The organism is Streptomyces sp. TBY4 (assembly GCF_024213195.1).
Taxonomy (GTDB): Bacteria; Actinomycetota; Actinomycetes; order Streptomycetales; family Streptomycetaceae; genus Streptomyces.
This window is the reverse complement of the sequence record NZ_JANAVF010000001.1, coordinates 279,781-300,541: the sequence shown is the minus strand read 5'-3', so window position 1 is coordinate 300,541 and position 20,761 is coordinate 279,781. Positions and strand designations below refer to the sequence as shown.

Sequence of the window (20,761 nt, the reverse complement as noted above, 5' to 3'; positions counted from 1 at the left end):
TGGAGCCTCGCGGCCGTCCCTGCCGAGGCCCATCCCCCACGAGCGGTGCCCTGCCGGGACCGACCCCCTCAAACAGGGGGTTGGCGCAGGACGGCAGGGCGGGCAGGCTGGCCCGCATCCGGACCACGGGAGGATCTCCATGTCTGACGCGCGTCGCCCCGCCGAAGTGCTATCGGGCCACGCCAAGGTGCTGTCGGGTGCGGAGCGGGCCACCGACACGCGCGAGCTGTTCAGCCGGACCTCCGCCGGCCTGCGACGGATCATGCCCTTCGACTCGGCCGTATGGGCGGCCACCGACCCGGAAACCGGTCTCGTCACCGCGCCGATGCTGGTGGAGAACCTCGGATCCGGCGAAGGCTGCGCCGCGTACTGGGAAAGCGAACTCCTGGAGGAGAACGTCCTTCCGTTCCGGGACCTGGCCCGGGCCGCCGTCCCGGCGGCCGGTCTGCGCGCGGCCACCGGCGGCCTGCCCGCGCGCAGCGCACGCTTCCGGCGGCTGCTCGGGAGCCAGGGCGTGGACGACGAGCTGCGGGCCGTGCTGCGGGTCGGCGACCGGCCGTGGGCCGTGGTGAGCCTGTTCCGCATGCGCGGTGGCGCCCCGTTCGGCCCGGCCGAAACCGAGCTGCTGGCCGCTCTGTCCGGCCCGCTCGCCTCGCGGGTACGCCGGTTCGCCCGCCCCTCCGTGTCCGGCGGCAGCACCTGCGCACCCGCACCCGGACTGGTGCTCTTCGACCCCTCCGGCGAGCCGGCATCGATCAACGAGGAGGCGCGGCAGTACCTCTCGTGGCTCCCCGAAGGGCCCTCCATTCCCTCGCAGTTGGGGCTGAGGCTGCCGATCTGGGTGGTCGCCACCGCGCTACAGGCGCGGGCGATAGCCCGGGGCCGCGACCGGGAGGGCAGCGCGCGAGTCCGTATCCGAACCGTCGACGGCCGCTGGCTGACCTGCCACGCCTCCTGCCTCAGCGGCCCCGCCGGGCGACCCGGTCCCGTGGCGCTGGTCATCGAGCCGGCGGCCGCCGCCGACCGGGCGGTCCTCATCGCCGAGGCGTACGGTCTGACGCCGCGCGAGCTGGAGATAACCCAGCTCGTCTCGCGCGGGCTTCCCACGACCGGGATCGCCTCGGCGCTGTTCATCTCCCCGCACACCGTGCGCGACCACCTCAAGGCGGTCTTCGGCAAGACGGAGGTCTCCAGCCGGGGCGAACTCGTCGCGCGACTGCTCGCCGAGTACTACCGGCCGGCGTAGGGGAGCAGGGCCATTTCGCGGGCGTTCTTGATGGCCTGGGCGAGGCGGCGCTGCTGTTGTGCCGTGACACGGGTGACGCGGCGGCTGCGGATCTTGCCCCGGTCGGAGATGAACTTGCGGAGCAGGTCGGTGTCCTTGTAGTCGATGTACGTGATTCCCGCCGTGTCCAGCGGATTGGGGCGGGACTTGAGCGGCTTGCTGGGGGTGGGGCGGCGGGCCATGGGCGTTCCTCGGGGTGGTGGGGGCTGAGGGGGGGCAGGGGGAGAGGTCAGGAGATCGGGTCGAGCAAAGGGGCGAAGGCGGCGGGGAGTTGTTTCCATGCCTCCCGTCCGGCCCGGTACTCGGCCTCGGTCAGGAGGCAGGAGTCCAGGAGCTGTTCGATCCCGTCGCGGTCGAGGCCGGGCGAAGTGAAGACCAGGTGCTGGCAGCAGTCGCCGTGCTCGGAGTCCCAGTCGAGGGCGGCGGCGGCCTGACGCATGGCGGGGACCAGGTCCCATGCGGCGTCCGGGAGCGAGGCCAGCCAGGGGCCGGCGCTCTCCACGCACAGCGCGCCGCCGGCCGCGTCCCAGGCGAGAAGGGTGTCGGGACGGTCGGCGAGCCAGAACCGGCCGCGACTGCGGGCCGCGGCGCAGGCCAGGTCCTCCAGTGCCTGGTAGAGCCGCTCGGGGTGGAACGGCCGGCGGCGCTGCCACACCAGCGTGGCGACTCCGGCCTCGTCGGCGTCCTGGGGGAGCAGCGCGCAGGCGGGGTGCTGGGCGGCCGCGGCCGTCTCCACGTCGAATCCGGCGAACGCCGAGCGGGTGAGTTCGCTGGAGCCGGTGGGTACCAGGCGGGCCGTCGGGTGCAGCTGGGCGAGCAGGGCGCGGTCCTCGTCGTCGGCCTCCTCGCTGTCGGCGATCGCGAGGACGGGTGCGTACTCGAGCTGGCGGGCCCAGGTGTCCCCGACGGTCCGCTGGTCGGTGGCCGCGGCGGCGAGTCCGGCCTCGGCGAGATCGTCGCCGTTGGCGAGGCAGGGCAGGACGAGCGCGGGGTCGACGGCGGTGATCACGTTGGTGAGTTCCAGTACGTCACCGGCGTGGGCGGCGACGACCTCGGCCATCGCCCGGGGCTCCACCGAGTCCCAGAGCTCCACCACGGCCAGGCAGGTCAGGCCGCCGGAGGCCAGCCGCTCCAGCTCGGGCACGAGGTCCTCGCGCAGGGCGCAGCAGGCGCAGTCGTTGACCAGCGGGGTCTCGTCGGCGGATATCGCCCCACCCGAATCGCGGAGCGTACGGAGAACGGTGCCGGCGGCGGCCGAGGACAGATCGTGGTGCAGGGCGATGCTTCCCGGCACGGCGCGCAGCAGGTGCTCGACGGTCTCCTTGCGCGCGTCGGCGTGCATGCCGCCGACGATCACGACGGGCAGGGTCACGCCGTGCTCCCGTAGCGGCGCTGGAAGCGTTCGACGCGGCCGGCGGTGTCCAGGACGCGGGCGGTGCCGGTGTAGAAGGGGTGGCTCTGAGAGGAGATCTCGACGTCGATGACGGGGTAGGTGTTGCCGTCCTCCCAGTCGACCGTCTTGTCACTGGTGGCGGTGGAACGGGTGAGGAAGGCGAAGTCGGCGGCCTTGTCGCGGAAGACGACGGGTCCGTAGGCGGGGTGGATTCCGGGCTTCATGGGCGGGGTCCTTCTGGGGGAGAGGGAGGGGGAGGGTCAGCGCTCTTCGCGGAAGTCGACGTGCCGGCGTACGACGGGGTCGAACTTGCGCAGCACCAGCCGGTCCGGGTCGTTGCGCCGGTTCTTGCGGGTGACGTAGGTGTAGCCGGTGCCGGCGGTCGAGCGGAGCTTGATGATCGGGCGTACTTCGTTGCGTGCCATGGCCTCGGGGTGGGTCGATGGAATTGATGTTCAGCTGGGTGGCTGCGCCGTGCGGAGCCTCAGGCGGGGCGCAGGAGGCCGCGTTCGTACGCCTTCACCAGGTGCTGCGGGACCAGGTGGACGGAGCCGTCGACCGTGAGGGGGACGAGCTGCGGCGTCGTGGCCTTCCACTGGGCGCGGCGGTGGCGGGTGTTGCTGCGGGACAGCTTCCGCTTGGGGACGGCCATCGGGATCTCCTGTGAGGTGTCGAAGGTGCTCGCCGCGAGCTTATATGAAAACGACCACCGTTTTCAATAAGGCGGCCGGGGCACCCCGCCGGCGTGTGCGGCGGGGTGCGGCCGCGGCTGCGATGTCATCCGGTCCGGCTCGCCAGGAGGATTTGGTCACTCCTGGGAGGAATCCGGCGTGCGCCTGCTGTCGGGTGCGGATCCGGGAGAGTCCGAACGTGCGCAGGTAGCCGCGGGGGCGGCCGTCCACGCTGTCGCGGTTGCGTACGCGCGTGGCGCTGGCGTCGCGGGGCTGTCGCCGCAGCTCGGAGGTGGCGGTCTGCCGGTCGGTGTCCGTGGATGCGGGGCTGCTGATGATCGCCTTCAGCTCGGCCCGCCGGGCGGCGTACCGCGCGACGGTCGCCTTCCGCTTCTCGTTCCGTGCGATCTTGCTCTTCTTCGCCATCAGACCTTTCCCCCGCGCGCCCGGATCCGGGCCACGGCCGCTTCGATGCCGATCGAGTCCACGGTCTTGATCGCCTTGGCGCTCAGGGTCAGCCGGACGTTGCGGCCCTCGCTGGGCAGCCAGTAGCGCTTGCTCTGGATGTTCGGGTCGAAGCGGCGTGACGTGCGCCGGTGGGAGTGGGAGATGGAGTTGCCGAATCCGGGCTTGGCGCCGGTCAGTTGGCAGTGGGCGGACATGGGTGTGGGGCCTGCCTTTCTCTGTCACTGCTTATTGGTAATGGAAACCATATCCATATACTAGCCCCATGGTCTGGCGGGGTCCCGCGCACCCGGGATCTTCAGGCGGTCCAGATGTCCAGCAGCTGGTTCGCGGCGCGGAAGTGGTCGGGGGAGTCCCCGTTGCACACGACGGTGACGGCGGTGTCGCGGTCGGGACTCACCTTGAACGTGCTGTGGAAGCCCTCCCAGTCGCCGCGGTGGACCAGGCTCTTGTCGGGGAGGACGAGGATTCCGGCGCCGTAGTGCCCTTCCGGGACTCCGCGTGCGCGCAGGACGTCGCCCACGCTCACCGCGCCCTCCGTGACCCCGGTGAGCAGTTCCGTTCCGCCGACGCGGCCCGTGCGGTAGTTGTCGGCCCAGCGGACGAACTCCCCGGGGGTGGATTGGACCGAGCCGTCCCCGTACTGCTTCCAGGGAGAGGAGTTGGGGGTGAAGGCGCCGTCCTTCTCGTCGTACGACTTCGCCTTTCCGGGAACGTCAACCGCCGGAGACAGCTTCATGCGCAGCTTCAGCGGGGTGAAGAACTCCTCCTGGAGGAAGGCGGGGAAGGGTTTGCCGGTGACCTTCTCGATGGCATGGGCCAGGAGGACGTAGTTGGAGTTGGAGTAGGAGAAGGCCTTGCCCGGCGGCTGCTCCGGCTGCGAGGCGACGATGGCCGCGATCGCCTCCTGCTGGCCGGCCGGATCCGTCACCTCGATGCCCTTGGCCTCCAGCAGGTCCTGGTAGTCGGTGATGCCGCTGGTGTGACGCATCAGGTCGCTCAGGGTGACGTCCCGAGCCCAGGCGGGCGGGTCGTCGAGGTAGTCGGACAGGGGGTCCGTCAGGGCGAGTTGGTTCCGGCCCGCGAGCAACAGTGCGGCGTCCGCCGTGAATTGCTTGGAGTTGGACGCCATGTCGAAGACGGTCTCGGGGGTGATGGCGCGCCCGGTCGCCAGATCGGCCTTGCCCCGACCCGCCTCCCAGACGACGTTTCCGCGTTCACCGACGGCTGCCGCACAGCCCGGGCCGTCCTGGGAGGGCACCAGTGCTTGGAGAACGGCCGCGCTGCGCTTCTCCCTGTCGTCGCCGGTTGCGGTCACGGCCCCGGTCGCGTAGGCCTGCGGCCCTGCGACTCCGGTCAGTACGGCCACGGCAACGGCGCCTCCGGCTGTGCGCAACCATGCCATCCGGTTCACGGAGACCACCTTCTTTCCTTGAGCGGAACGAGGTTGGCTCGGCGGTGCGGCGGCGGTGCGGCTATGAGGCGATGCGGGCGGACGTATTCCACTTCAACGCTACCCGGTGGTCCGACGGGGTGCACGGGGGACGGGAGCGGCTCCGTGTACGGCCCTGGTCACGGGGTGTGACAGCTCCGCGGGCGGGCGCGGGCGCGGGGGAGTAGCGTGGAACTGGTGCGTTCCACCCAACCGCCGCGGCCCGGCCCGGCAGGGCAGCCGCCTGTCGGCAGAGGAACGAGTCACATGCCGAAGCACAGAATCCCCGTTGTGAGTGCCGGGGCGGCTCTGGTCTGCCTGGCAGCACTCGGCTCCGCTCCCGGTGGCGCCGCATCGGCGGAAGCGCTGACCATGGCGCAGCCCAGCCCGGCGGGCTCCTCCCGGTTCGTGCCCGGTCCCTGCCCGAAGCCGCCCGAGCCGATCGAAGCGCTGAGCGACGCGAAGTGCGGGTTCCTCGAAGTCCCCGAGAACCGCTCCCGCCCCGACAGCCGCACCATCAAGCTGGCCGTCGCGACGATCCCGGCCGCCTCGGACGAACCCGCCGCGGACCCCGTCGTGTTCATGGCGGGCGGCCCCGGCGCCGACACGATCGACGACATTCCCTTCCTCGTCGACTCCGGCCTGAACAAGGACCGCGATCTGATCGTCATGGCGCAGCGCGGCAACCTCTACGACCAGCCGAACCTCGCCTGCCCCGAAGTCGACCGGTTCAACGAGCAGGCCGTGGGCCTGGGCTACGACGCGCAGCAGGCGGAGCAGATCATGCTGAAGGCGGTGACGGACTGCCGGGCCCGTCTGGTGGCCGAAGGCGTCGACCTGGGCGCCTACAACAGCACCGAGAACGCCGCCGATTTCGCCGATCTGCGCAGTGCCCTGGGCATCGCGCAGTGGAACGTCTACGGGTACTCGTACGGCAGCAACCTGGCCCTGACGTACCTGCGGCTGCACCCCGAAGGGATCCGCGCGGTGGCGATCGACTCGATCGCGCCCTCCCAGTACGTGACCCTGCCGTGGACCTGGGGCAGCACCGCCGAGGGAATCCGCAACATCTTCGCGGCGTGTGCGGCCCAGCCCGCCTGCAAGGACCGGTACCCGGACCTGCCCGGCCTGCTGACGGAACAGGTCAAGAAGCTGGAGGCGCAGCCGCTGACGTTGAACGTCACACCGAAGGGCGGTGGGGAGCCGGTCAGGACCGTTCTCGACGGCGGCGCCCTGCTGAACCTGATCGTCGCCTTCACGCCCCGGCCCAAGGACATTCCGGCGGCGCTCGACGAACTCGCCAGGGGGAACCCGGAGCGCTTCGCGCAGGCCCGCGCGGGCGGTTCGGTGCAGAAGACCGGCGAGTTCGCGCACGGCCTGACGAACTCGATCGCATGCGCCGAATGGGCCCCTGGGTACACCGAGTCCGATGTGCTGAAGGCGGGGCAGAAGGCCTACCCCGGATGGCCCGACACGGTCTTGGCCCAGCCTCCGCAGCTGCCCTTCCAGTACCCGGTGTGCGGCGTCTGGGACGTTCCGGACCGTGCGTCCGTCCAACGGGTGCCCACGTACAGCTCGGTGCCGGCGCTCGTGGTCTCCGGCACGTTCGACGTGAAGACCGGGGCGAGCTGGGCGAAGGGCGTGGCCGACAACCTCTCCCGCTCGACCTCCGTGCTGGTTCCCGGAATCGGCCACTGGGTGGTCCCGCAGTCGCCGTGCGCGCAAAGCGTGCTGGCCTCGTTCCTGGCCCGCCCGACCGCGCCCGACACCCGTTGCGTGGACGGTCTCGAGCCGCAGCCGTTCACGATCATCCCGAAATAGCCGGGAGGGCAGATGACCGTCCACCAAGCGCCCCGTCGTCGGCGCACCACGCGACGACTCCTGGCCACGTCCGCCGGCATGGCGACCGGCATCCTCGTCACCGGCCTCCTCACCGCCCCCGCCCAGGCCCGCACCGACGACGGCACCGGAGGGCCGATCGGCACGGTGGCCCGGACGGTGGGCGACGCCCGCTACGAACCGGGCCCCTGCCCCAGGACGGTGGAACCGATCGAGGAGCTGGAGGGCGCCCGCTGCGGAAAGCTCACCGTGCCCGAGAACCGCACCGCCCCGAGCGGCAGGACGATCGAGCTCGGAGTCGCGATCGTGGCCGCCGAGGCCGCCACCCCGAAACCCGACCCCATCGTCTGGCTCGCGGGCGGACCCGGGGACGACGCCGTGGGCGAGGCGAAGATGGCGATCGACGGCGGCCTGAACCGCGACCGTGACGTGATCTTCATGTCCCAGCGCGGTACGTACTCGGCCGACCCGGCCCTCCTCTGCCCCAACATCGACGAGTTCAACGCACGGGTCGAGCTCCCCTTCGACGCCGCCTCCACCGGGCGCCTGCACGTCGAGGCCACGAAGGACTGCCGCGACAAGCTGGCGGACGGCGGGGCCGACCTCAGCGCCTACAACGACGCCGAGAGCTCCGCCGACTACGCCGACCTGCGCAAGGCGCTGGGCGTCGAGCAGTGGAACCTGTACGCCATCTCCTACGGCACCCACCTGGCGCTGATCTCCATGCACCTGCACCCCGAGGGGGTCCGCTCGGTCGGCCTCGACGGCATCCTGCCCCCGTCCAAGGCGCGCTCCGCCGACTCCTGGGCCAGCTTCCGGGAGGGCACGGACGGCCTGTTCAAGGCCTGCGCCGACCAGCCGGCCTGCAACGAGCGCTATCCGAACATCTCGGCCACTTTCGAGAAGCTCGTCAGCGACCTCGAAGCCAAGCCGGTGACCACCACCGTGACCGTCCCCGGCAACGAGAACCCGGTCAAGGTCGTGATCGACGGCGGAACCCTCGTGACCTGGCTGGCCAGCGCCACCCACACGGTGGAGAGCGTGCCCTACGCCCTCCACGAGCTGGCCAACGGCAACCCGCAGCCGGTCGCCCAGCAGTGGGCGGGCTGGAGGACCAACCCCAAAGGCATCGGCGTGACCTCGCACGGTCTCGGGTACGGCGTCTTCTGCAGCGAGTGGACGCCCTTCGAGAGCAAGGACGCGGCGGTCCAGGCCGGGCAGAAGGAGTTCCCGTCGTTCCCGCGTTCGGTGCAGGCCCAGGCACCGCAGCTGCCCTTCCTCCATGACGACTGCGACGTCTGGAAGGTCCCCGCGGCCGACCCCTCGGTCAGGGACGTCACGTCCGGCGGCATCCCCACGCTCGCCCTGTCCGGCTCGATCGACGCCCAGACCGGGGCGGCCAACGGACCGTACGTGGCCCGCACGCTGAGCAAGGCCACCGTCGTCACGATCCCCTACGAGCCGCACGTGGTGTTCGCCACCTCCAAGTGCGCGCAGGACATCGCCGTCTCGTTCTTCGACAACCCGGACGCGGCGAAGACCGACTGCGTGAAGAGCCTCGAGGCGCCGGAGTTCAAGACCGCGCCCTGAAGCCGCGCTCTGAAGCCGCGCCCGTCCCCACGGAGTCGCCATGGCCCCCACCTGGGACCCGCGTCACCCGGCCCGCCCGGCGGGCCGGAGGGCCTCGCTGCTGCCGGTCCTGCTTCCGCTCGCCGTCCTGATCCTGGTGGCGGTGGCCGTGGGGTCGTGGCTCCAGTTCACCGAGCGGCAGGCGGTGGACACGGTCCACACCGTGGGCTCCCAGGCCGCCGACCGGGTGGACGTGGAGGCCGACGTCCAGCAGGTCGACGCCAAGGCCAGGGAGCTGGCCCTGCGGGTCCGCGTCACCCCGCGCGGGGCACTGGGCGAGGAGGGCGGGACCGCTCCGGCAGGTGATCTCGTCCTCCAGACCTCGGCGCAGACCCTGGGCGACCTGGAGTTCACGGCGCACGAGCGGATCACGATCAGGGACGTGCAGGTCGCGCTCACGAACGGCTCGATCAGCGACTACCCGTTCGACACCTACGAGACCGACGTCGAGTTCTGGGCACAGGTGGACGGCAAGCAGGTGCCGGTGCGGATGCTGTTCTCCAACAACGACACGCTCTTCTCGGTCTCCGCGACCCCCGCCCCCGCCGGTCAGGAGGCTGCCGCCGCGGCCGGCGCGGGCCTGGCGCTGGGCCTGGCCCGATCGGGCAGCCTCCTCGTCTTCGCGGTCTTCATGATGATCGTGATGTGGGCGCTGGCGGCATCCGTGGTCATCGGAGCCTGGTACGTGACCACCCGCAGGGAAGGCCTGGTCTGGGCCGCCCTCGGCTGGATGGCCGCCACCCTGTTCGCCCTCTCGGCCTTCCGCAACAACGCCCCCGGCACACCCCCGATCGGCTGCGTGCTGGACTGGTTCGCCTTTCTGTGGGCCGAGACCGTCATCGCCCTCTGCCTGATCGCCGTGGTCGTCACCGGCGTCCGCAGCGCCCTCCAGCAGGACGAGACCCCTCCCACCTGAAGGCGCCACCGCTCCACCGCGTCACGCGTCACGCATCCGCGCAGGCGCGCCGGATCGCGTCGAGTGCGCGCGCCACGTCCTCGTCGGTCGTCGACCAGTTGCTCACCGAGATGCGCATCACGCGGCGCCCGCGCCAGGTGGAGCCGCTGATCCACGTCGTGCCGTCGTCGAGCAGCCGGGCGAGGACCCGCTCCGTGCGCGCGTCGTCGCCGAACTCGGCGCAGACCTGGGTGAACACCACGTCATTGAGGACGCTCGCGCCCTCCGTGCGCGCGATGCCGGCGGCGAACGCGGCGGCGTGCCGGCACAGGCGCTCGACGAGTTCGGCCACGCCCGACCGGCCGAGGGACCTGAGCGCCGCCCACACGGTGAAGGCCCGTCCGCGCCGCGAGAGTTCGGGGACCTTGTCGATGGGGTCGCCCTGCTCGTGCTGGATGAGGTAGTCGCCGCGCAGACCCATCGCCGCCCGGACCGCGGACGGATCGCGCACGACGGCGAGTCCGCAGTCGTACGGGACGTTCAGGGTCTTGTGGGCGTCCGTCGCCCAGGAGTCGGCGTCCGCGCAGCCCGCCGTCAGATGGGCGTACGAGGGGGAGCAGGCGGCCCACAGTCCGAACGCGCCGTCGACGTGCACCCACGCGTCCGCCTCGCGCGCGGCTCCGATCGTCTCGGTGAAGGGATCGAAGGCCCCGGAGTGGATGTCGCCGGCCTGCAGGACCACGAGCGTGGGGCGCTGCCCGCCGGACGCCAGGGCGTCGCGCAGGGCCGCGGGTTCGATGCGCCCTTGCCCGTCCGCCGCCACCAGTTCGGGCTGCCCGAGTCCCAGGTAGCGAAGCGCCAGGTCGACGGCCATGTGGCGGTCCTCGCCCGCGAGGACGCGTACGGCCGGTCCGCCGGTCAGCCCGTCGCGGGCCACGTTCCAGCCGGCGCGCCGCAGCACCGCGTCGCGCCCGGCGGCGAGGCAGGTGAAGTTGGCCATCGTGGCGCCCGTGGTGAAACCGACGGCGCTGCCGTCCGGCAGGCCGAGCAGATCCAGCAGCCACGCGGCGGCGACCTCCTCCACCGCCGCGTACGCGGGCGAGGCGGCGCGCATGACGGAGTTCTGGTCCCAGGCGCTGACCAGCCAGTCCGCGGCGAGCGCGGCCGGTTCGGTGCCACCGACCACGAACCCGTAGAAGCGGCCGCTGGGGAACGCGGTGAGTCCCGGCTCGCAGGCCGTCGCGAGCAGGTCGACCACATCGGCGGGAGGGCTCGGACCCCCGGGCAGTTCCGGGCCGAGTGCGCGCACGATCTCCTCGACCGAAGCGCGGGCCGGAACCCGGCGGTCTTCCAGGCTCGCCAGCCAGCGGAGGGCATGGCCGTGTGCCTGTCGCAGCGCTGCCTCGCGCGCGTCCATACCTCGGACTATGCGCCGGGAGCCGCCACCCCGCAAGCGGCCGGGGGGACGGGCAGGGCCTCCCCGCCCCCCTTCCTGTGCCGAATCTGCGGGCTTCCTTAGGGGACTCTGAAGAACGCCTCCTGGGCGCTGTTTTCGCTGGTCATCAGCCTAGGCTCGGGGGCTCGTCCGTCCTTTCCGCCGAGAGGTGTCACAGGCATGAGCCGCAGTCGAACCCCCGGAACTCCGTCCCGCGTCGAGGCGCGCCGGAAGAAGACGGTGCGCACGCGCATCGTGCTGTCCCTCACCACGGCGGCCGCGGCCGTGGCGGTCGGGGTCGCGGTGGCCGACTCCGACGAGGGCGTACGGGCCCGGGCCGGCGGGCCGGATTCCGGGGCGGTGGGCTCCGGTCCCGCGGAGTCGACGGGCGGCCCCTCCGCGCCCGCACCCACGCTCTCCGCCGTCTCCGAGTCGGCGACGGGCGCGATGCCGTCCTCCTCGCCCGCCGCGGGTGCCTCCGAGTCCGCCGCCCCCGCCAAGGCGGCGACCGCGAGCGGCCCGAGCCCCGCCGCATCGGCCTCGGCCGCCAAGCCCGCGCCTCCGGCCCGTACGCCGGCCGCGAGCACCGGCGGCGGTTCCGGCGGCTCCTCCGGAGGTTCGGGCGGGTCGGGTGGTTCAGGCGGTTCGGGCGGTTCGGGTGGGTCCTCCGGTGCGTCCGGCGTGGAGTCCGCGGTCCTGTCCCTGGTCAACAAGGAGCGGGCCGCGGCCGGGTGCGGTGCACTGGCCGCGAACTCCAAGCTGAGCGCCGCGGCGCGGGCGTACAGCGACACGATGGCCCGTAGCGGCGTCATGTCCCACACCGGACCCGACGGTTCCACCATGACCACCCGCGTGGAAGCCGCCGGATACCGCTGGTCCGGCCTCGGCGAGAACATAGCCAGGGGCCAGGCGGACGCCGCCGCGGTCATGAAGGCGTGGATGAACAGCCCCGGCCACAAGGCCAACATCCTCAACTGCGGGTTCAAGGAGATCGGCATAGGCTTCCACAAGGGCGACGGCGGCCCCTGGTGGACGCAGAACTTCGGAACGCCGAGGTAAGGATTGTTGCTGGCACACGTCCTCCTGGCCCCGTACGCGGGCCAGGAGGACATCGGCGTTCCCGGGGCCGGACTCCCGGGCTCCGGCCGCGGTCCGTCCTACGGGGGAGGCGGTGACGGGCGGGCCGGCGGGTCGGCCACTATGGGGCCGTGCCCAGAATTCCGCGCTACCTGCTCATATGGCTGTCGTGCACCGCCGCCAGCGTGACCGCCGTGCTCGCCACGGTCCAGTTCGTGGTGGGTTCGACCCGGCATACGCCTCCCGTCGCGCGGTCCGCCCCCATGGTCATCGACACTCCGCCGGCCTGGCAGGCGTCGCAGGGCCAGTCGCCGAGCGCACCGTCCCCGAGCGCCACACCCGGCGCTTCGCCCTCCGCGACCGAGCGGCCCTCACCCCCGGCCTCGACGCCCACGTCCGCGAAGGCCCCGACGGGAACGCCCCGGACGACAGCGCCTCCGCGGCGAGTCGACTGCGAAGGGGGCGGATTCGGCCTGCACACCGTGCCCTCGGAGGGCGGCAAGGTCACCGTGCGCTACGGCAGCCGCGGCGTGTGCCTGATCTCCGCGGTACCCGGCCGGGGTTTCAAGACGGGCACCTCGCAGACCGCGGACGACACCCTGGTCGTCACGTTCAGCAGCGCCAACCACCGCTCGGTCATCACGGTGACGATCAACCCGTCGGCGAGGGCCAGCGTGCGCGAGACGTCCTTGTGACGACCGAACTCTGAACCCCCGCCCCCGAGAACCCCTGAACCTCGGCCCTCCTGAGCTCCGGTGGAGCGGAAGGTGAGCGGTTCCTTAGGGGAACCTCAAGATCGCGTCCAGCCGGTTCCGGCGGCCCCCGACGGTCCTATGCTCGCGTCAGCCGAGCGGCCTTCGGCGCCCGGGCAGGACTGCCCCGGCGCCCCGTCGAGCCTTCGCTCGCTTCCCGCAGTCGTATTCCGAACCGTGCCCTGGGGTGTCTTCGCCATGACTTCTCGCATGCTCCGACCCGTCCGTACGATCCGCCGTACGACCCTGGTGACGGCGGCCGTGATCGCCGCCGGGCTGACCGCCGCGTGCGGGCCCTCCGCCCAGACCACCGGTGCCGCCGGGCCGGCGACGGCCGGACAGCCGTCGCAGGGTCTTCCGGCGGGCACGCTGTCCCCGTCCGCCGAGGCGTCCCCGACCGCGTCCGTCACGCCGCCGCCGTCGGCCTCCGTGTCCGCGTCCGGGTCCGCTCCGGCCGGTACGCCGGCCGGCGCCTCACCCACCCCCTCGCGCGCCCAGGCCGCCCAGCCCGCCCCCAAGCCGTCCCGCACCTCCGCCGCGCCCGCCCCGGCGGCCCGGATACCCGGTCCCGGCTACGACAGTTCGGCCGACGCGCAGAAGCTCATCGACGAGGCGCTGCGCGCGGCCAAGGCCGACGGGAGGATGGTGCTGCTCGACTTCGGCGCCAACTGGTGCGGCAACTGCAAGGCTGCCGACAAGGTGTTCGCCCAGCCGCAGACGGCAGCACTCCTCGGAGCCTCGTACCACCTGGTCAAGGTGGACATCGGCGGCAACAGCTCCGCCAACTCCGCCCTCCTGCGCAAGTACAGCCCCTCGGGCGGGACGTACAAGATGCCCGTCCTCGTTGTGGTCTCGCCCTCCGGCACGGTGCGCACCGACACGCACGTCACCGGCAATCCGGCCCTGACCGCGGCCGGCATCGGCTCCTTCCTCCGCCAGTGGGCGTCATGAGACGCGCGGTCCCGCTCCGCACCCTGACCGGTGCCGGGCTCGCGGTGGCGCTCGCCGGGTGCCTCTACGCCGCTGCGGGCGCGGCCTCCCCCGGCGGCGGTGACGGCGGTCGGGGAGAGCCGTCCGGCCCGGGGAGCGCCGTGGCCGCGGCCGATGCCGAGGTCGTGGACCCCGGCCTCAGACCGCAGGCACCCGAGCTGTCCGGCGCAGACCTGGACGGAAAGCCGGTCGGCCTCGCCGAGTTCCGGGGCCAGGTCCTCGTCCTCAACGTCTGGGGATCGTGGTGCGGGCCCTGCCGTGCGGAGGCCGACGACCTCGCGCGGCTCAGCGGGCAGACCCGGGAGCAGGGCGTCCGGTTCCTCGGGATCAACACCCGCGACCGGGACCGTGCGGCGGCGCGCTCCTTCGTCCGCGCGCACGGGCTGGAATTCCCCAGCCTGCACGATCCCACCGGCGAGCTCCTGCTCCGCTTCCCGCCCGCGCTCCTCAACCCGCAGACCATCCCCTCGACGCTGGTGATCGACCGCCGCGGCCGGATCGCCGTCAGCATCGGGGGAGCGGTCACGGACGAAGAACTGAAGCCCCTGCTCAACCGCGTCGCGCAGGAGCCGTCATGACGGCGCTCGCCGCCGCGGCGGCGGCCGTCACCTTCCCCGTGGCGTTCTTCGCGGGGCTCGTCTCCTTCCTCTCGCCGTGCGTCCTCCCGCTCGTGCCGGGCTACCTGAGCTACGTGACCAGCCTGTCGGTGTCCGACTTGGTGGATGCCCGGGGTGGGCGGCGCGGCCGCATGGCGGCCGGCGCGCTGCTGTTCGTCCTGGGTTTCACGGCCGTACTGGTCTCCGGCGGCGCCCTGTTCGGGTACGTCGGCCGCACCCTGCTGGACCACCAGGAGGTGGTCACCCGGGTGCTCGGCGGGTTCACCGTGCTCATGGGGCTGTCCTTCATGGGGTTCCTGCCTGGCTTCGCGCAGCGGGAGTTCCGCAGCCACCGGCGGCCCGTGCTCGGCCTGGCGGGCGCGCCGCTGCTGGGGGCGGTGTTCGCGGTCGGGTGGACCCCCTGCATCGGCCCGACGCTGGCCGCCGTACAGGCCCTGGCGTGGAGCGAGGCGAGCGCGGCCCGCGGGGCCCTGCTGATGGCGGCGTACTGCCTCGGGCTGGGCCTGCCGTTCGTCCTCGCCGCCCTGGCCTTCCGCCGGGCCCTGGGCGCCTTCGGCCTGGTCAAGCGGCACTACCAGTGGGTGCTGCGGACCGGCGGCGGCATGCTCGTCCTCGTCGGCGTGCTGCTGGCCACCGGAGTGTGGAACGACCTGGTGTACCGGCTCCAGCTGTGGAGCGCGGAGTCCACCACGGCCGACCGGACCGGCTCCGCGCCCACGACGCGCTTCACCGAGAACGGGGTCACCGTGACCCTCTCCGTCTCGGACTGGAAGCCGCCGCGGGCCACCCTGACGGCGGTCTTCACCCCCGAGGAGAAGGGGTTCCACCTCTACAGCACCGAGCTGCCCGCCACGGGGATCGAGGGCGTGGGCCGACCGACCTCGATGGGGGTCACCGGCGTCCTGCGGGCGGACGGGCAGCTGACGGCCGCGGCGGAGGTACGGACCATCAGCGTGCCCGGCGTCGGCGCCCCGGTCCCCGTCTACCCGGACGGGCCCGTCACCACCACCCTGCCCGTCCGCCTGGACGGCAACGGGGACGGGACCGTACTGCTCGGGTACGCGAGCTGCAGCTCGGAGGAGGGCTGCACCATTCCGGTGTCCGACCGTCCCGTCCACCTGCGCGTCACCGACGAGGGCCCGGTCTTCGGGGACCGGTAGGGGTGGACCAGCAGAACGAGCGTTCACCTAAGGTGTGCCCATGCCGAGCGTCCTGGTCGTCGAAGACGACCCCAGCATCCGCCAGTCACTCATCGAAGTCCTGGCGGAGCACGGCTATGCCGTACGCAGCGCGGGCGACGGGTTCGGCGCCCTGCGCGAGGTCACCCAGTCGCCCGTCGACGCGGTCGTCCTCGACCTGGGGCTGCCCGATCTGGACGGAGGGGACGCACTGCGCATGATCCGGGGCATCTCCTCCGTTCCCGTGCTGGTGGCCACCGCCCGCGACGACGAGGCGGAGATCATCCGGCTGCTCAACGCGGGCGCCGACGACTACCTGGTCAAACCCTTCTCCGGGGGACAGCTCGTCGCACGCCTCTCCGCCGTCCTGCGGCGCACCAGCCATGTGCCGCCCGCCCATGCGGCGGCGCACGGCGCCCGGGGTCCGATGCCGGCGGCGGCGGCCGAACCGCTGCGCCCCACCACCGTGGGCGAGCTGGCGGTGGACCCCGGGGCCCGCACCGCGCACCTGGCCGGCCGCGAGCTGCGGCTCACCCGCCGCGAGTTCGACCTCCTGGCCTTCCTCGCCCACCACACCGGCCAGGTCGTCTCCAAACGGCGGCTGCTGACCGAGGTCTGGCGCGAGCCCTACGTGGACGACCAGACCGTCGACGTGCACCTGTCCTCGCTGCGCCGCAAGCTCGGCGAACGCGCGGCCGCCCCGCGCTACCTGCTGACCGTCCGCGGCGTCGGCATCAAGCTGGTGGCGCCGCGGTGAGACGCTCCCTGGCCGGAGTGGCGCTCGCCGTCACCTCCATGGTCGCCCTCTCCTTCCTCATACCGCTGGCCGCCCTGGTGATGTCGCTCGTCAAGGAGCAGAGCATCACCGCGGCCGAGCAGCGGGCCGCCGCCCTGGCCCCCGTACTGACCCTGACCACGGATCCGTCCGCCCTGCGGGAATCCGCGGCCAGTCTGGACGAGTCCGATTACGTGGTCCTCCACCTGCCGGACGCCCCGGCCCTCGGCTCGTCCCGCGCCCCCGCGGCCCTGCTCGAACGGGCCCAGCAGGGGCGGGAGTCCATATCCGAACGGGTTCCCGGCGGCTGGATCTGCCTGCAGCCGGTGGTCCTGCCCGTCGACCAGGTCGCCGTCATCGAGAACTTCGTCCCCGAACAGGAGCTGACCCGCGGGGTCACGGCCTCCTGGACGGTCATGGCCCTCCTCGCCGTCGGACTGGTCTGCGGTTCCGTCCTGGTCGCCGACCGCCTCGGCGCCAAGGTCGTCAGGTCCTCCAAGCGGCTCGCCCGCGCCTCCCAGGCCCTGGGCCAGGGCAATCTGGACGCCCGCGTGGACCCCATGGGCCCCAGGGAACTGCGCGAGGCGGGCATCGCCTTCAACACCATGGCCCACCGGATGACCGAACTGCTCGCCGTCGAACGCGAACTGGTCGCCGACCTGTCCCACCGGCTGCGCACCCCGCTGACGGCCCTGCACCTGGCCACGGAACGCATGGCCGGCTCACCGGAGTCGGCCAGGGTCGAGGCCGCCGTGTGCGCCCTGGAAACGGAACTCCGGGCCATCATCACCGCGGCCCGCACCCCGCTCGCCGTGGGACCGATGGGGCAGGGCATGCTCGAACCGGAAGCCGGTACGGCGCACCGGGCCGCGCCTCCGGGAGCGGACGGGCCGCGCTGCGAGGCGGCGGACGTCGTGCGCAGCCGGACCGCTTTCTGGGCGGTCCTGGCGGAGCAGCAGAACCGTCCCTGCTCCCTCGACCTCACCCAGGAGCCCGCGGCCGTCGGCCTCTCCGAGGACGACGTCGCCGCCGTGGTGGACGCGCTCATCGGCAACGTCTTCCGCCACACCCCGCCCGGTACCCCCTTCGCGGTGCGGGTCGCCCGGACCGCCCAGGCCGTGGAACTGGTCGTGGAGGACGCCGGTCCGGGCATCCCCGAACCGGACCAGGCCCTCTCCCGCGGAAGCAGCACCGGCTCCTCGGGCCTCGGCCTCGACATCGCCCGCAGGGCCGGGTCCGTCACCGGCGGCTCGGTGCGCATCGGCCGCGGGCCCCGGGGCGGCGCCCGCATCACCGTGGTCTTCGGTCTGGCGGCGCCCCAGCCGTCCCGGCGCGGGCCGCGTGCCTCCCGACGGCGTACGGGATGGCCGCGCACCCGGTGAGGGCCGCGCTCTCAGAGCGCCGGCACCCCCGGGGCGACCTCGGGGAACTCGGGGGCGATCCCGAGGGCCGGCGCGATCGCCCGCCAGATCGTCGACTGGGCCGTGGCGAGGTCGAGCCGGGGGTCCTCCAGCATCAGGCGGTTGCCGAGGCCGTCGCACAGGGCCAGCACCAGCCTGCCGACCTCGGCGACGTCGCAGTCGGTGAACTCTCCCGACGCGATGCCCCGTTCCACGACTCCGGTGACCCACGCGTGCAGTTGGTCGTACAGGTCGACGGCGAGGTGCCGGGCCGTGCTGTCGCGCAGAGCACGTACCCACAGCTCCTGCCAGAGCTTCCAGTCCTGACGGAGCTCCGCGTCCGTGGGCAGCATGCTCCGTACGATCCGGGCCAGGACGACGGTGGCCGGCAGCGCGTCGTCCTCGCTGCCGGTGTCCGTGCCGGTCTTGGCGAAGGAGTGCGTCATCGCCTCGGCGAAGAGCTTCTCGCGGGTGTCGAAGTGGTAGTGGAGCAGGGCCTTGGAGACCCCGGCGGCCTCGGCGACCTTGCGCATGCTGACGTGCTCGAAACCGATGTCGGCGATCACTTCGCACGCGGCCGTGAGGATGCGCTCGCGCGTTTCGAGTGCCTGTTCGGCCTTGGTCACGTGGGCTGCTCCCCGTGTCGGCACCCGTCGGACGGGTGCGTGGGTGGGTGGAAGGGCCCCGGCGGCCCCGCCCGCCGGACCCCCATCCTCGCGCATGGGACGTCCGGAGTTCGGTCGCGCCGGGGACCCCGGTCCGGAATGCGGCTCAGGAATAGGTGTGGAAGCCCCGGCCGGTCTTGCGGCCGAGCAGCCCCGCGTCCACCATCCGGGCCAGCAGGGGCGGTGGTGCGTACAGCGGTTCCCGGTACTCCGCGTACATCGAGCGGGCGATCGCCTGGACGGTGTCCAGCCCGATGAGGTCGGCCAGGGCCAGCGGCCCGAGCGGGTGCGAACACCCCAGGGTCATGCCCCGGTCGATGTCCGCGGCCGAGGCGGTCCGCGACTGGGCCATCCGTACGGCGGCCAGCAGGTACGGAACGAGGAGCGCGTTCACCACGAAGCCGGCCCGGTCCTCGGCGCGTACGACCTGCTTGCCCAGCGCGTCCGAGGCGAACTCCCGCGCCCGGCGGACGGTCTCCTCGGAGGTCAGCAGGGAGGGCACCAGCTCCACCAGCGGAAGCACCGGGACGGGGTTGAAGAAGTGGAGGCCGACGACCTGCTCAGGCCGCGACGTGGCCGCCGCCAGCCGGATGACCGGGATGGAGGAGGTGTTCGTCGCGAGGACCGCGTCCCGGCGTTCGACGATCCGGTCGAGCCGGGCGAAGACCGCCAGCTTCGCCGATTCGTCCTCGGCCACCGCTTCGACGACGAGGTCCCGGTCGGCCATCCGGTCCATGTCCGTGGTCAGGGAGATCCGGCCCGCCGCCGCGTCCCGTTCGGCGTCGGTCAGCTTTCCGGCGGCCGCGGCGCGGGCCAGGGAGCGGACGATCCGCTCCAGGCCGGCGTCCGCGGCGCTCCGGCTCGTCTCCGCCACCACCACGTCCCGCCCGGCGCGGGCGCAGACCTCGGCGATCCCGGAGCCCATCAGACCGCACCCCACGATCCCGACGCGTTCGACATCGGTCATCGGTTCTCCTTCGTGTTCGGCCCCGTCCGTACGGTTCTCGTACGGACGGGACGCGGCGGCGGTCGGGTCACACCGAGGACGGCATCTGCAGCACTCCCGTACCGCGCTTGACGAGTTCGCCCGCGACGATGAGGCGCTGGATCTCGGAGGTGCCCTCCCAGATGCGGTCCACGCGCAGTTCGCGGTAGAGCCGCTCGACGGGGTACGAGCGGTCGTAGCCGCGGCCGCCGAAGATCTGCAGGCAGCGGTCGATGACCCGGCCGGAGGCCTCGCTCGCCGACAGCTTGGCGATGGCGGCCTTCGCGTGCAGCGTCTTGCGGTCGAGGGAGCCCTCGTCGGCCTCCCAGGCGACCTGGTGGGTGTAGGCGCGGTTGACGGCGATGTCCACGGCGCAGTCGGCGAGCATGCCCTGGATGAGCTGGAAGTCGGCGATGGGGGAGCCGAACTGGCGGCGTTCGACGGCCCAGTCGCGGGCGAGTTCGAGGGCCCGCTCCGCCGCTCCGATCGTGCGCGCGGCGATCATCAGCCGTTCCTCGGTGAACCAGGAGCGGGTGATGTCGTAGCCGTTGCCCACCTCCCCGAGCACGGAGTCCGCCGGCAGGCGGACGTCGGTGAAGGTGAACTCGGGGTGCTCGTAGACGAAGGTGTGCATCCAGCGGGGCACGCGGGTCATCTCGATGCCCGGGGTGTCCTTGTCGACCAGGAACAGGGTCGGTGCCCCCTCCTCCCCGGCGGCCGCGAGCACGATCATGAAGTCCGCGTGGTCGCCGACGGTGACGAACCACTTCTCGCCGTTCAGCACCCAGCCGCCGTCCACGGTGCGCGTGGCCGTGGTCCGCAGGCTCTGCGGGTCGGAGCCGGCCTCGGGCTCGCTCACCGCGTAGCAGTCGCGGCGCTGTCCCCGGATCACCGGGACGAGGTACCGCTCGCGCTGCTCCGGGGTGCAGAAGGACAGGGCGTTGGCCGGACGCCACACCATGTCCCACAGGGCGCCGGTGAGCCGCCCGAGCTCGGCCTGGACGGTGACCTGCTCCAGGATGCTCAGGCCGGCGCCGCCCCACTCCGTGGGCATGTTGACGGCCTGGAGGCCGCTGTCGAGGACGGCGTCGCGGATCTCGGTGTGGGCGTGCGGGGGGAGGCCGTTGTTCTCCTCGCAGTCGAGCTCGTACTTCATGATGAACCCGGTGAGGGAGCGTGCCGCGTCGCGGAGTTCTTCCTGGCGGGCGGTGAGGCGGAAGTCCATGTCGTGTTCGTCCTCGTGATCGTGGGGATGGGGTGGGGCGGGTTTTCGGGGAC

The 20,761-nt window shown here is 72.4% G+C and carries 21 protein-coding genes and 2 pseudogenes; 11 read left to right on the top strand and 12 right to left on the bottom strand.

Annotated features, from left to right (window positions below; genetic code table 11):
• The first annotated feature begins 139 nt into the window (after positions 1-139).
• Entirely contained in the window at positions 140-1,246 is a 1,107-nt protein-coding gene (locus tag NLX94_RS01415; RefSeq protein WP_254380671.1) for a helix-turn-helix transcriptional regulator, read from the top strand.
• Here NLX94_RS01415 and rpsR read toward each other — a convergent pair.
• The 8 genes and pseudogenes from rpsR to NLX94_RS01375 all read right to left on the bottom strand — a co-directional run bounded on the left by rpsR (position 1,231) and on the right by NLX94_RS01375 (position 5,183).
• A complete protein-coding gene (gene rpsR, locus NLX94_RS01410) occupies positions 1,231-1,467 on the bottom strand; it encodes a 30S ribosomal protein S18 (RefSeq protein WP_254380670.1) in 237 nt (78 codons plus the stop codon). The two genes, NLX94_RS01415 and rpsR, sit on opposite strands and share 16 nt — an antisense overlap.
• 47 nt (positions 1,468-1,514) lie before the next feature.
• Positions 1,515-2,627 carry a GTP-binding protein gene (locus NLX94_RS01405; RefSeq protein WP_254381201.1) on the bottom strand — a complete coding sequence of 371 codons (1,113 nt, stop codon included), beginning with the start codon at positions 2,625-2,627 and terminating at the stop codon, positions 1,515-1,517.
• Between the two features lie 26 nt (positions 2,628-2,653).
• The gene (locus tag NLX94_RS01400; RefSeq protein WP_254380669.1) at positions 2,654-2,902 is read right to left on the bottom strand and encodes a type B 50S ribosomal protein L31; all 249 of its coding nucleotides are present in this window, start codon (positions 2,900-2,902) and stop codon (positions 2,654-2,656) included.
• Positions 2,903-2,938: 36 nt separating this feature from the next.
• The gene (gene rpmG, locus NLX94_RS01395; RefSeq protein WP_018553596.1) at positions 2,939-3,103 is read right to left on the bottom strand and encodes a 50S ribosomal protein L33; all 165 of its coding nucleotides are present in this window, start codon (positions 3,101-3,103) and stop codon (positions 2,939-2,941) included.
• A 59-nt stretch (positions 3,104-3,162) separates the two neighbouring features.
• The gene (rpmF, locus tag NLX94_RS01390) at positions 3,163-3,330 is read right to left on the bottom strand and encodes a 50S ribosomal protein L32 (protein WP_254380668.1); all 168 of its coding nucleotides are present in this window, start codon (positions 3,328-3,330) and stop codon (positions 3,163-3,165) included.
• Positions 3,331-3,472: 142 nt separating this feature from the next.
• Positions 3,473-3,775 (bottom strand): annotated as a pseudogene (gene rpsN, locus NLX94_RS01385) (30S ribosomal protein S14); the annotation flags it as partial.
• Positions 3,775-4,011 (bottom strand): 50S ribosomal protein L28, encoded by a 237-nt coding sequence (gene rpmB, locus NLX94_RS01380; protein ID WP_254380667.1) that lies wholly within the window; start codon positions 4,009-4,011, stop codon positions 3,775-3,777. The gene rpmB and the pseudogene rpsN, both read right to left, overlap by 1 nt.
• 101 nt (positions 4,012-4,112) lie before the next feature.
• Positions 4,113-5,183 (bottom strand): serine hydrolase domain-containing protein, encoded by a 1,071-nt coding sequence (locus NLX94_RS01375; RefSeq protein WP_254380666.1) that lies wholly within the window; start codon positions 5,181-5,183, stop codon positions 4,113-4,115.
• 330 nt (positions 5,184-5,513) lie between these two features.
• Here NLX94_RS01375 and NLX94_RS01370 point away from each other — a divergent pair, with 330 nt between their 5' ends.
• Genes NLX94_RS01370 through NLX94_RS01360 form a run of 3 tightly spaced genes read left to right on the top strand, consistent with a single transcriptional unit; the run spans position 5,514 to position 9,630 of the window.
• Positions 5,514-7,067, top strand: coding sequence for an alpha/beta hydrolase (locus NLX94_RS01370; RefSeq protein ID WP_254380665.1), 1,554 nt, complete (start codon positions 5,514-5,516; stop codon positions 7,065-7,067).
• Positions 7,068-7,079: 12 nt separating this feature from the next.
• The gene (locus tag NLX94_RS01365) at positions 7,080-8,675 is read left to right on the top strand and encodes an alpha/beta fold hydrolase (RefSeq protein ID WP_254380664.1); all 1,596 of its coding nucleotides are present in this window, start codon (positions 7,080-7,082) and stop codon (positions 8,673-8,675) included.
• A 40-nt stretch (positions 8,676-8,715) separates the two neighbouring features.
• Positions 8,716-9,630 carry a DUF4436 family protein gene (locus tag NLX94_RS01360; RefSeq protein WP_254380663.1) on the top strand — a complete coding sequence of 305 codons (915 nt, stop codon included), beginning with the start codon at positions 8,716-8,718 and terminating at the stop codon, positions 9,628-9,630.
• Positions 9,631-9,658: 28 nt separating this feature from the next.
• Here NLX94_RS01360 and NLX94_RS01355 read toward each other — a convergent pair whose 3' ends face one another.
• Entirely contained in the window at positions 9,659-11,026 is a 1,368-nt protein-coding gene (locus NLX94_RS01355; RefSeq protein WP_254380662.1) for a pyridoxal-dependent decarboxylase, read from the bottom strand.
• Positions 11,027-11,224: 198 nt separating this feature from the next.
• Between NLX94_RS01355 and NLX94_RS01350 the strand changes: the two genes are divergently transcribed.
• From NLX94_RS01350 to NLX94_RS01320, 7 genes and pseudogenes are all read left to right on the top strand, one after another.
• Entirely contained in the window at positions 11,225-12,103 is an 879-nt protein-coding gene (locus tag NLX94_RS01350; protein ID WP_254380661.1) for a CAP domain-containing protein, read from the top strand.
• A 149-nt stretch (positions 12,104-12,252) separates the two neighbouring features.
• A complete protein-coding gene (locus NLX94_RS01345; protein WP_254380660.1) occupies positions 12,253-12,816 on the top strand; it encodes a hypothetical protein in 564 nt (187 codons plus the stop codon).
• A gap of 267 nt (positions 12,817-13,083) precedes the next feature.
• Positions 13,084-13,824: a thioredoxin family protein gene (locus tag NLX94_RS01340; RefSeq protein WP_254380659.1), complete on the top strand. Its 741-nt coding sequence runs from the start codon at positions 13,084-13,086 to the stop codon at positions 13,822-13,824.
• Positions 13,821-14,441 carry a TlpA disulfide reductase family protein gene (locus NLX94_RS01335; protein WP_254380658.1) on the top strand — a complete coding sequence of 207 codons (621 nt, stop codon included), beginning with the start codon at positions 13,821-13,823 and terminating at the stop codon, positions 14,439-14,441. Before NLX94_RS01340 ends, NLX94_RS01335 begins: the two co-directional genes overlap by 4 nt.
• Positions 14,438-15,169, top strand: a pseudogene (locus tag NLX94_RS01330) (cytochrome c biogenesis CcdA family protein); the annotation flags it as partial. The gene NLX94_RS01335 and the pseudogene NLX94_RS01330, both read left to right, overlap by 4 nt.
• 511 nt (positions 15,170-15,680) lie before the next feature.
• Positions 15,681-16,415, top strand: coding sequence for a response regulator transcription factor (locus NLX94_RS01325; protein WP_254380657.1), 735 nt, complete (start codon positions 15,681-15,683; stop codon positions 16,413-16,415).
• Entirely contained in the window at positions 16,412-17,815 is a 1,404-nt protein-coding gene (locus NLX94_RS01320; RefSeq protein WP_254380656.1) for a HAMP domain-containing sensor histidine kinase, read from the top strand. The genes NLX94_RS01325 and NLX94_RS01320 overlap by 4 nt, the downstream gene beginning before the upstream one ends.
• Positions 17,816-17,826: 11 nt before the next feature.
• On the opposite strand, the gene NLX94_RS01315 is transcribed toward NLX94_RS01320, so the two are convergent.
• From NLX94_RS01315 to NLX94_RS01305, 3 genes are all read right to left on the bottom strand, one after another.
• Positions 17,827-18,459, bottom strand: coding sequence for a TetR/AcrR family transcriptional regulator (locus NLX94_RS01315; RefSeq protein WP_254380655.1), 633 nt, complete (start codon positions 18,457-18,459; stop codon positions 17,827-17,829).
• 145 nt (positions 18,460-18,604) lie between these two features.
• Entirely contained in the window at positions 18,605-19,465 is an 861-nt protein-coding gene (locus tag NLX94_RS01310; RefSeq protein ID WP_254380654.1) for a 3-hydroxybutyryl-CoA dehydrogenase, read from the bottom strand.
• 67 nt (positions 19,466-19,532) lie between these two features.
• On the bottom strand, positions 19,533-20,708 hold the full coding sequence (locus NLX94_RS01305; RefSeq protein ID WP_254380653.1) for an acyl-CoA dehydrogenase family protein: 1,176 nt from the start codon (positions 20,706-20,708) through the stop codon (positions 19,533-19,535).
• Positions 20,709-20,761 lie beyond the last annotated feature (53 nt).